This window comes from Candidatus Methylomirabilota bacterium (assembly GCA_035260325.1).
GTDB lineage: Bacteria > Methylomirabilota > Methylomirabilia > Rokubacteriales > CSP1-6 > AR19.
Window position 1 is genome coordinate 1 of record DATFVL010000219.1, and the last position, 10,536, is coordinate 10,536.

General features: G+C 70.9%; 8 protein-coding genes. 5 read left to right on the plus strand and 3 right to left on the minus strand.

All coding sequences use genetic code 11. From position 1 onward, the window contains the following. The 5 genes from VKG64_13950 to VKG64_13970 form a co-directional block, all read left to right on the plus strand. Positions 1–246 (plus strand): MoaD/ThiS family protein (locus VKG64_13950; protein HKB26143.1); only part of this gene is annotated, 246 nt, incomplete at its 5' end. Continuing rightward, positions 243–1,145, plus strand: a complete 903-nt coding sequence (locus tag VKG64_13955; GenBank protein HKB26144.1) for a TIGR00269 family protein — start codon at positions 243–245, stop codon at positions 1,143–1,145. The genes VKG64_13950 and VKG64_13955, both read left to right, overlap by 4 nt. 224 nt (positions 1,146–1,369) lie before the next feature. Continuing rightward, positions 1,370–1,837 carry a hypothetical protein gene (locus VKG64_13960; protein ID HKB26145.1) on the plus strand — a complete coding sequence of 156 codons (468 nt, stop codon included), beginning with the start codon at positions 1,370–1,372 and terminating at the stop codon, positions 1,835–1,837. A 79-nt stretch (positions 1,838–1,916) separates the two neighbouring features. After that, positions 1,917–3,062 carry a thiolase family protein gene (locus tag VKG64_13965; protein HKB26146.1) on the plus strand — a complete coding sequence of 382 codons (1,146 nt, stop codon included), beginning with the start codon at positions 1,917–1,919 and terminating at the stop codon, positions 3,060–3,062. Positions 3,063–3,407: 345 nt separating this feature from the next. After that, the gene (locus VKG64_13970; protein HKB26147.1) at positions 3,408–3,785 is read left to right on the plus strand and encodes a response regulator; all 378 of its coding nucleotides are present in this window, start codon (positions 3,408–3,410) and stop codon (positions 3,783–3,785) included. 4 nt (positions 3,786–3,789) lie between these two features. Here VKG64_13970 and VKG64_13975 read toward each other — a convergent pair whose 3' ends face one another. Genes VKG64_13975 through VKG64_13985 form a run of 3 tightly spaced genes read right to left on the minus strand, consistent with a single transcriptional unit; the run spans position 3,790 to position 10,465 of the window. Further along, complete coding sequence (locus VKG64_13975) at positions 3,790–6,084, minus strand: response regulator (protein ID HKB26148.1); 2,295 nt, start codon at positions 6,082–6,084, stop codon at positions 3,790–3,792. After that, positions 6,081–8,033 carry a GAF domain-containing protein gene (locus VKG64_13980; protein HKB26149.1) on the minus strand — a complete coding sequence of 651 codons (1,953 nt, stop codon included), beginning with the start codon at positions 8,031–8,033 and terminating at the stop codon, positions 6,081–6,083. Before VKG64_13980 ends, VKG64_13975 begins: the two co-directional genes overlap by 4 nt. After that, positions 8,030–10,465, minus strand: a complete 2,436-nt coding sequence (locus VKG64_13985) for an ATP-binding protein (protein HKB26150.1) — start codon at positions 10,463–10,465, stop codon at positions 8,030–8,032. The genes VKG64_13980 and VKG64_13985 overlap by 4 nt, the downstream gene beginning before the upstream one ends. Positions 10,466–10,536: the final 71 nt, after the last annotated feature.

Here is a 10,536-nt window from a genome sequence, read left to right on the forward strand (position 1 = left end):
GACGCGCGTGCCGAGTCGCGGCGCGGGACGGGCGGCGGACGCGTGAGGGTCATCCTCCGGAACCCACGGCGCGAGGTGGAGGTGGCGGGCGGCCGTCGCGTGAAGGACGTGCTGCGCGAGCTCGACATCATCCCCGAGACCGTGCTGGTGATCCGCGGTGACGACCTCGTCACCGCCGACCAGGTCGTCCACGACGACGAGACGATCGAGCTGCGTCCGGTGATGAGCGGCGGAAGCGCGCCATGAAGTGCCGGAAGTGCGGTGAGCCGGCAGTCCTCGAGCTGCGCCGCCACAACGCGGCCTTCTGCGCGCCGGACTTCCTCGGCTTCTTCCGCAACCAGGTCCGCGAGGCCATCCGGAAGCACCGGATGTTCGCGCGCGACGAGCACGTCCTCGTCGCGGTCTCCGGCGGCAAGGACTCGCTCGGGCTCTGGGACGTGCTGCTCGACGAGGGCTACCGGACGACCGGCCTCTACCTCGACCTCGGCATCTTCGACTACTCGGTGGAGTCGAAGGCGAAGTGCGAGGCGTTCGCCGCGCGGCGGGGCGCGCCCCTGCTCGTCGCGAGCGTCGCCGAGGCGGTGGGTGCGCCGGTCCCGGTCATCCAGGCCGTCACGCGCCGCCCGCCGTGTTCGGGCTGCGGGCTCTCGAAGCGCTACCTCATGAACCGCGTCGCGCTCGAGCACGGGATGCCCGTGGTCGCGACCGGCCACAACCTCGACGACGAGGCGGCGACGCTCCTCGGCTCGGTCCTGCACTGGCAGACGGAGGCGCTCGCGCGCCAGTCGCCGGCCCTGCCGTCCACCCACGCGAAGCTCGTCCGGCGCGTGAAGCCGCTCTACCGCCTGTCCGAGCGCGAGACGGCCGCCTACGCCGTCCTCCGGAAGATCGACTACATCGTGGAGGAGTGCCCGTTCGCCAAGGGCGCCACGTCGATCGCCCACAAGGAGATCCTGAGCCGGATGGAGGACGCCTCGCCGGGCACCAAGCACAACTTCCTGTTCGGCTACCTCGAGAAGGCGCGGCCGGCGTTCGAGCGCGCGGAGGCCGTGACGCTCAACGAGTGCGCCCGTTGCGGTCAGGTGACGACCGGCACGGTCTGCGCGTTCTGCAAGCTCGCCGACCAGGTCAAGCGCGCGACGTAACCCGCCCTGTCGAAGCATCTGCGCGCCTGTCTCGAGCTGGCGACCGCCATGGCGATCGTCGGCAGCGCCGTCGTCGTGGGGAAGCTCCTCGTCGCGCCGTCCTCCTCTCCTACGCGTGGCTCGGCGAGCCCTTCCGCTGGGCGCACGTCCTCGGCGGGGCGTGCGTCATCGGAGGCCTCGGGCTGCTGGCGCGAGAGCGGGTCTCGCTGCTAAGCTTCCGAGTGATGGCTCTCCCCGACCGCGTCAGGGCCGCGCTCACGCTCACCCGCTTCCAGGCCCTCGTGGGCATCACCGCGGGCGTGTTCTCGATCGGCGCCACGGTCGGGGGCATCCTCTTCGCCACGCGGCCGATCCACATGAACGGCGAGATCGTCACCATCGTCCAGGAAGCGCGGACGGCGAAGCTCCTGGCCAACGCGATGATCGAGTTCCGCACGCCCGGCGACGCGCTCGTCGCGATTCTCCAGGCGCAGAACGGGCAGGTGCGCCAGACGCTGAGGGAAGGGCCCTACCGGCTGCGCGTGAGCCACCCGGGGTTCACCACCGAGGTGCGCCAGATCCAGGTCCTCGGAGGGAACAGTCAGGAGATCCGGATCCGGCTCGCCGCGCGCCCCGTTCCGGTCGAGAAGCCCCAGAAGCCCCCCTCGACGCTCGACAAGGCGGGCACGGCGATCAAGAAGCTCTTCCAATAAATAAACCCCGAGGGGCGCCAGAAGAACCGCCGCGTGGAGATCGTCGTCGCCAAGCGGTAAGCTGGAACGGGAGGCCATCATGCGCGATGCCGTGATCGTCGGAGCCGTGCGCAGCGCCGTCGGGAAGCGGAACGGCAAGCTCTCGGGCGTCCGCCCGGACGACCTCGCCGCCGACGTGCTCAGGGAGCTCGTGGCCCGGGTGAAGATCGACCCCACGGAGGTCGAGGACGTCATCCTCGGCTGCGTGGACCAGGTCGGCGAGCAGGGCTTCAACATCGCGCGCAACGCCGCGCTCATCGCCGGCTTCCCGCTCGACGTCTGCGGCACGACGCTCGACCGCATGTGCGGCTCGGGCCAGCAGGCCGCGAACTTCGCGGCGATGGGCGTGATGTCCGGCCAGTACGAGTGCGTCATCGCGGGCGGCGTCGAGAACATGACTCGCGTGCCGATGGGCTCGAACGCGATGGGACCGGGCGAGGGGCCGCTGTCGCCCCGGCTCCAGGAGCGCTTCAACATCGTCCCGCAGGGGATCTCGGCCGAGCTGATCGCGGAGACGTGGGGGCTCAAGCGCGAGGAGCTCGACGAGCTCGCGGCGCAGAGCCACGAGAAGGCCGGCCGCGCGATCGCGGAGGGGCGCTTCAAGCGCGAGATCACGCCCGTGACGCTGCCGGACGGCGCGGTCTTCGACACCGACGAGGGCGTGCGCGTGCCCGTGAACCGCGAGAAGATGGCGCAGCTCGCGCCCTCGTTCAAGCCGGACGGCGTGATCACGGCCGCGAACTCCTCGCAGATCTCTGACGGCGCCGCGGCGCTCATGGTCATGTCGGCCGACCGGGCCAAGGCGCTCGGGCTCAAGCCGCGCGCGCGCGTGGTCGCCACGGCGCTCGCGGGCGTGGACCCCGTGATCATGCTCACCGGGCCGATCCCGGCGACCCAGCGCGCGCTGAAGAAGGCCGGGCTCCGGCTCGACGACATCGACCTCGTCGAGATCAACGAGGCGTTCGCCTCCGTCGTCCTCGCCTGGGAGCGCGAGCTCCACCCGGACATGGCCCGCGTGAACGTCAACGGCGGCGCGATCGCGCTCGGGCACCCGCTCGGTTGCTCGGGCGCCCGGCTCATGACGACGCTGCTCCACGAGCTCGAGCGGACCGGCACGCGCTACGGGCTCCAGACCATGTGCATCGGGTTCGGCCAGGGCATCGCCACGATCGTGGAGCGGCTCTGAGGGCCGCGCCGGAGGGGGGCAGGAGGATGGCCGGCTTCCGCTGCGCCAAGTGCGGCAAGGTCGCGATGGCCCAGAAGATCTGCTGCGGCAGGCCGATGAAGAGGGCCTGAGCCGGCTGTCCACGTATCCACAGCTATCCACAATGTGAAAATCGCACGATCTGACGCGGGCTCGCAGGCCTGAGCCCCCGCGCGGGCAGGAAACACGCGCCCGCGCGCTCGGCCCGGCCCGCGCACGCCCATTCCACGCGCCTTCGCGACGTCCGTCGTTCGAAACGCTGCATTTCTTGCGGCGATCTCCGCCGTTGATTGCAGTCCCGCGCGTACCGTAAGGTCTACGCACCCGATGAGCGAGATGCGGCTCCCGCGTGTGCTGGTGGTGGACGACGAAGCGCGCGTCCGCGACGTCCTGTGCGAAGCCCTCGAGACCTGGGGCTTGGCCGCCGACAGCGCCGCGGACAGCGCCCAGGCGCTCGAGCTCTTCGCGCGCGGCGACTACGACCTCGTGCTGACGGACTTCCTGATGCCCGGGGGCAGCGGGCTCGAGCTCATCGAGGGCGTGCGGACCGCCGACCCGTCCGTCGCCGTCATCATGCTCACGGCCTCGTCGGCGGACCTCGACGCGCCGAGCCGGCGGCTCGAGTTCGCCGTGCTCCGGAAACCGCTGGGGTTCGACGGGCTCAGGGTCGCGGTCAGCGAGGCGCTCGGTCGGCGCTCGCGCTGAAGGGTCAGTCGCCGGCGAGCGTGTCCTGGATCGCCGCGTCCAGCTCGTCGGGCTGGACGGGCTTGTAGAGGCAGCGGCGGATCCCGAGCGCGGCGAGGCGGCTCCGGTCTTCCTCGCGCAGCCCCCAGCCGGTGATGAAGAGGATCGTGGCCCTCGGGTCCACCGCGCGAAGCCGCTCGGCGAACTGCCAGCCGTTCATGCCGGCCATCCCGAGGTTCGACAGGACCAGGTCGTAGCGGCCGGGCGCGTACGCGGCGAGGCCCGCGGCGCCGCTCGCGGTGGCGGTCACGGCGTGGCCCGCGCTCTTGAGCAGCTCGGAGAGCGTCGCGAGGACCTTCGGCTCGTCTTCCACGACGAGGACGCGCGCCTGGCGGTGCGGCCGTGCGGCCTTCGTGGGGGCGCCGGTCTTGAGCGGCTCGCCCGCGATCGGCAGGCGCAGCGTGAAGGTCGTGCCCCGCCCGGGCTCGCTCTCGACGCCCAGCTCGCCGCCGTGGCGCCGCGTGATCGAGTACGCCATCGAGAGCCCGAGGCCCGAGCCCGCCTCCCCCTTGGTCGAGAAGAAGGGCTCGAAGACCCGCTTCCGCACGCTCTCCGGCATCCCGACGCCGGTGTCGACCACCGTGATCGTCACCGCGCGGTCGCGCTCCTGTCGCGTGGCGATCGTGAGCGTGCCGCCGTCGGGCATCGCGTCGAGTGCGTTGAGGATCAGGTTCGTCAAGAGCTCGGTGAGCGCCGCCGGCCGCCCCCGGATCGCCTCCACGGTGCCGAGGTCGAGCCGGAGCTCGAGCGGCCGGCGGCCGTGGGCGAGCTTCTCCTCCAGGCGGGGGCGCGTGATCGCGATCGCGTCCTGGACGATCTTGTTGACGTCGATCGGCACGAACTGCTCCTCGGGGCGGAGGCGCGCGAAGGTCTGGATGCGCCGCACCGTCTCGGAGCCGTCCAGCGCCGCGGCCTCGACCACCTTGAGCGAGCGGTTCACGAACTCGACGTCCCGCGACTTCTGCTTCATGAGCTGCGCGTAGCCCAGGATCGACTGCAGGAGGTTGTTGAAGTCGTGCGCGATCCCGCCGGCGAGCTGGCCGAGCGCCGTGAGCTTCTCGGACTGGTGCAGCTGCTGCTCGACCTCACGCTGCCCGGTGATGTCGCGGACGATCGCGATGAGGCCCTCGAGCTCGCCGAGCCGGCCGTGCAGGGCCGAGAGCGTCACGGCGAGCGCGGGCGCCTCCGACGTCTCGAAGGCGTGGATCGCCGCGCCCTCGGCGAGGCGGCGCTTCGCGTCGAGGTACTCGGCGGCCGGCAGGATGTCGGTGAGCAGGACCCCGAGCGCCTGCGCCGCGGGCAGGCCAAAGATGCGCTCGGCGGCGGGGTTCCAGCCGTCGATGCGGTCGTCCGCGCGGACCGAGATGATCGCGTCGCCTGCGGAGTCGATCAGCTTCTCCAGCGAGCGCTTGGTGTCCTTGATCTCGCCGTAGAGGCGCGAGTTCCGGAGCGCGATCGCCAGGTACTCGGAGAGCATCTCGAGGAGCTCGCGCTCGTGCGGGTCGATCGCGCGGCCCGAGGCCCGGTTGTCCACGACGAGGTAGCCCAGGGACCCCTGCGCGTCGCGGATGGCGCAGACGGCGGCGCGCGGGTCGGCGCCCTCGACGCTCGGGGGCGCCTCGGCCGCGATCGTGACGCGGTCGTAGCCGAGCGCGGCGCGGAGCTGCTCCGTGATGGCCGCCGCGAGCTCGCGCGGCTCGAGCTGACCGACGATCGTGCGCGAGATCTCGCGGAGGATCGAGAGCTGCGTGACGCGCAGCGACTGCTCGACGGCCTCGCGCCGCGCCGCCTCCTCCAGTTCCCGCGTCTTCCCCGAGAGCTGCCGCATCTCCTCGACGAGGCTCGACACCTGGCTGCGCGCGCCGAGGTCGGCCTGGCGGCGGAGGAGCGCGCGCCGGACGACGTCCTCCAGGTCCTGGCGCGGGAAGGGCTTGATGAGGTACTCGAACGCGCCGTGGGTGAGGGCGTGCTTCACGGTCTCGAGCGAGGCGTAGGCCGTGATCATCACGACCTCGATCGAGGGATCGACACGCTTCACGCGGCGCAGCAGCTCGAGCCCGTCCATCTCGGGCATCTTGATGTCCATGACCACGATGTCGGGCCGGAAGCGCTCGAGCGTCTTGAGCGCGGCGCCCCCGTTGTCGGCCGTCTCGATGTCGTAGACGGGCTTCAGCAGCATTCGCAGCGACTCGCGCGGCCCGAGCTCGTCGTCGACGACGAGCACGCGCGCCCGGGTGGTCGGCGGGGCGATCGTCTTCATGACCCCGCGAGCGGCAACGAGACGACGAAGGCGAGCTCGTTGCGCCCGTGCCGGATGTCGAGCTGGCCGCCGACGGCCTCGATGAGCCGCTGGCTCACGGCCGGCCCCACGTCGATCAGGCTCTCCTGGACCATTTGCACCGGGTCGAAGACGCGGTGGAGCTTGTCGGGCGAGACGCTGGCCGTCCGCGAGGCGATCTGCAGGCGGACCCGCTCGGTGCCTTCGCGCTCGGCGTGACGGCCGACCGCGATGGAGACCCGCGCCTGATTCGGCGGGGAGTTGTGCGTGAGGTACCAGACGAGGTAGGAGAGCGCGCGCCGCAGGTGGGCCGCGTCCACCTTCACGAGCTGGGGCGCGGCCTCGCGCGTGACGTCGAGCTGCAGGGGCTTGGCCGGCGCCTCGTCGGCCAGCTCGATCGCCGTGACCACGTCGACCACGACCGTGTGGACGTCCACGACGGTGAAGTTTAGCTCACCCTCGGTCACGAGCGCAGCCAGTTTTTCGAACACCTCCACGAGCCGCCGCACGTCGCGCCGGACCACCGAGGAGAAGTGCTTGCGGAAGTCGGGGTCGTCGTACCGCTCGCCGATCAGCTCGATGAAGGTGTTGATCGACACGAGCGGGTTCTTGATCTCGTCCGCGATGCGCGCGACGACGCGCGTGAGGAGCTGCGTCTGCTCGGCCTGCCGCCGCTGCGCCGCGAGCTCCTTCTGCGCCGTGAGGTCCTCGAAGACGAGCACGGCGCCGAGCGGCGCCAGGTCGTCGCCGCGCACGGGGTAGGTGGAGACCTCGAGCCAGAGCCCGCGGAGCGCCAGCTGGAGCTCGGCGCGGTCCACGGCGCGCCCCGTGCGGAGCGTGTCGTAGAGCATGTCACCGAGCGGCGAGGGCAGCGCGCGGAGATCCTCGTCGACGATGGAGGCGGCGAGGACGCCCAGGATCTCCTCGGCCCGGCGGTTCATGATGCTCACCCGCTGGTCGCGCCCGATCGTGATCACGCCGCTCGACATGTGCTCGAGGATCCGCTCGGTGAACTCCTTCTCGCGCTGGAGCTGGTGGTGGAGCGAGATGTCGCGGATCGCGGTGGCCAGGTGCGTCGCGAGGTCGAAGAGCGTCTCGGTCTCGGGACGGCCGTAGCTCGAGCCGACGACGGGCTGGCCCACCACGAGGACGGCCACGAGCTCGCCGTGCGCGAGCAGCGGCACCGCGAGGACGCTCTGGAGGAGCTTGAGCTCGCGGATGATGTCGGCGTCGGTCAGGTCGTGGATGCGCGCCGGCCGCCCCTGGACGGCGAGCCAGCGCACGAGCCCGGTGTCCGCGGGCAGGCGGACGGACTCGACGATCTGAGGCGCCAGGCCGCGGTGGGCCGCCACCCGGTAGTCGCGACCGTCGCCCGCGGGCAGGAGGAGGGCCGTGCGCGTCGAGCGCACGAGCTCGCCGATCGCGTCGAGGAACATGGCGAGCACGCGCGGCAGGTCGAAGCCGGCGGCGAAGGCGCGCGTGAACTCCTTCAGCACGCGGGCCAGCGCGGCGCCGTTCCATGCCTCCTCGACCCCGGCGGCCGGCCGCGCCTCGAGCAGGGCGCTCGAGCGGAGCGTCGCCAGCTCCCGCGTGAGCCGCAGGCGCTCCTGCGTGTGCCGAAGCGCGCCGTCGAGGTCGCGCTGCGTGAAGGTCGTCGGCAGGCTGAAATCCGCCAGGTCGCCCTCGCCCTCCGCGGCGCCGAGGGCGATCGTGAGCGCCGCGGGCATGACCTCCTTGACGCGCGCGATGAAGGCCTCGAGGCCGCGCGGCAGGCCGGCGCAGTCCCGGAGGACGACGTCCACGTCGATCAGGCGCAGGATCTTCAGCGCCTCGGCGTCGCTCTGCGCGATGAAGGCCGAATAGTCTTCGAGCACGCCGAGCAGGCGCGTGCGAAGCGCGTCGTCCGGGGTGACGAGCAGGATCGTGTTCACGCCGGCGCCAGCGCGTCCGCGGTGACCGGGAAGTCCACGGTGAAGACGGCGCCGCCGGTGGGCCGGTTCGCGACCCGGAGCCGGGCGTCGTGCGCCTGCGCGATCGCGGTGCAGATGGCGAGGCCGAGGCCGGAGCCGCGCTGCTTCGTCGTGAAGAACGGCTCGAAGACCCGCTCGAGCAGCGCCGGCGGCACGCCGGGCCCCGTGTCCACCACGGCCGCGACCGCGCGGCCGCCCGTCGCCACGAGCTCGACCCGGAGCATGCCGCGCGGCGGCGTCGCCTCGTGCGCGTTCAGCAGGAGGTTCAGGAAGAGCTGCTCGATCTCCGCGTGGTCGCCGAGCACGATGCAGGGCTCGCGTCCCAGCCCGGCCGACACCACGATGCTCTTGTCCTCGAATGCGGCACGCATCGTCTCGATCGCCTCGGCGATCGGCTTCCTCAGGTCGAGCGGGAGGCGCGGCCGGTCGCTCGGGCGCGAGAGCGTTTGCAGGCGCTCGACGAGCCGCTCCATGCGGCCGATCTCGCGGCCGACGATCCGGCCGAACTCCCCGACGAAGCGCTCGTCGTCGTGGCGGCGCGGGAGCAGCTGCGCGAACGTCTTGATCGCGACGAGCGGGTTCTTGATCTCGTGCGCGATGCCGGAGGCGAGCATCTCGAAGTACGCGAGGCGCTCCGCGCGCCGCCGGCCGACCTCGAGCTCCTTGAGCGGCGTGAGGTCGCTGAACACCGCGACCGCGCCGAGCACGGCGCCCGACGGGTCGAGCAGCGGTGACGTGGTGCAGATGATCGGGCGGCTGGCCGTGCCGTCCGACAGCTCGACCTCCGGCCGGGTCAGCGCGCGCCCCTCGGTGACGCTCTGCCGGAGCGCGTCGGTGAGGCACGCGGGCAGGACGCCGACGGGGTGGTCGAGCGCGTCGGCGCCGGCCAGGCCCGTGAGCTGCCCCGCCGCGCGATTGAAGAGCACGATCCGCTCCGCGGCGTCGATGGCGACCACGCCACTCTCGATCGTGGCGACGATGTTGCTGATGTACTCGTTCGCCAGCACGACCTGCGCATAGAGCTGCGCGTTCTTGACCGCGATGCCGGCCTGGTTGGCGAGCGTCATCAGCAGATCGAGATCCTGGGGGTAGAAGGGGTCGCCCGAGAGCTTGGGGCCGAGCGCGATCGCGCCGATGACCACGCCCTCCGAGGTCAGCGGCAAGAGCAGGGCCCAGTTGAGCCCGGTGAGCTCGTCGTGGAGCGCCTGCCGCTCGTCCGTCAGGCGCTCGCGCATCAGCTCGTCGGCGACGATCAGGTCCCGTGTCGCCGCGAGCGCGCGCACGACGGGCGCCGGCGCCGTGTCCGGCATGCCGAAGGGCCCGCCCGCCGGATGGCGGTCGCCCGCCGCCCGGCGAAACGTTCCCCGGTCGTCCAGATAGATCGCGACGCCCTCGGCGCGTGTCGAGGTCACCACCGTGCCGGTGAGAAAGCGCAGCAGCGTGCCGAGGTCGAGCACGCGCGTCAGCGTGGTGCTGGCCGCGCGGACCGTGCGCCGGAAGTTCGCCTGGGTGCGGTAGACGTAGCGGTCGAGGATGCGGCCCGCGAAGTCGCGCGTGACCGGGATGAGGAGGCTCACGACCGCGACCGCGGCGAGCACGACGGCCAGCTCGTGCGGCTCGAGGTGCAGCGAGAGACGCGGCCACGCCACGGTGATGATGGCCGCCACCGGCAGCAGCGACACCAGGATCGCGGCGGCGAGCGTGAGCCCGCGGTGGACGACGAGGCGCAGGTCCATCAGGCGATGGCGAATGATCGCGTGCGCGACGAGGGCGATGAGGATCACGCCGAAATAGGGGCCGATCCAGCTGTACGGCGATCGGCCCGTCACGAGAGGGGTCAAAAGGTTGACAGTGATGGGTACGGGTCCGGTCAAGAGGACTGCGACAACCAAGTAATGCAGTTGGATTCGCCGTTGGCCGCGCGCTTGACGCCACTTTAAGAAACACAGAGCGAATGCGGTGCTCCAAACGGTGATGAAATATGCGGCGAACGCTGGAAAGAGAGGACCGGATCCTCTGATAATACCCTCGTCTGTCCAGTGGGGGCTGTAGACGATCAGAGGCGTCCCCAACGACATGACACAGAAGGCCAGGCCCACGAACAGAATCATGCGCACCCAAGATGATGGTGGCCACCGACTGGGCGCTGGGTATGAATACGCGAAGCCCAAGAGGCTGGCCGGGATGAGACTAGCGCTCGCAAACGTGAATCTACTCCAGAGCTCGAGATGAGTGCCGCTATATAATGCCGCGACACCTGTAATCCATCCGGCGCCCGACAGTGCGAAGGCCGCAAACCATCGATTGACTAGATGGTCCGGGCGCGCACGCCAAACGAATGTTGCGAGCGCGGTCAATGCGACTGCTAGGAGAAGCAGAGACGCATGCATCATGCGGATGCTGTTCCTGGAGAGATGCAGGCGAACTCCACCTTGGCAATTGTCCCGCCGTATGGAACACGAGG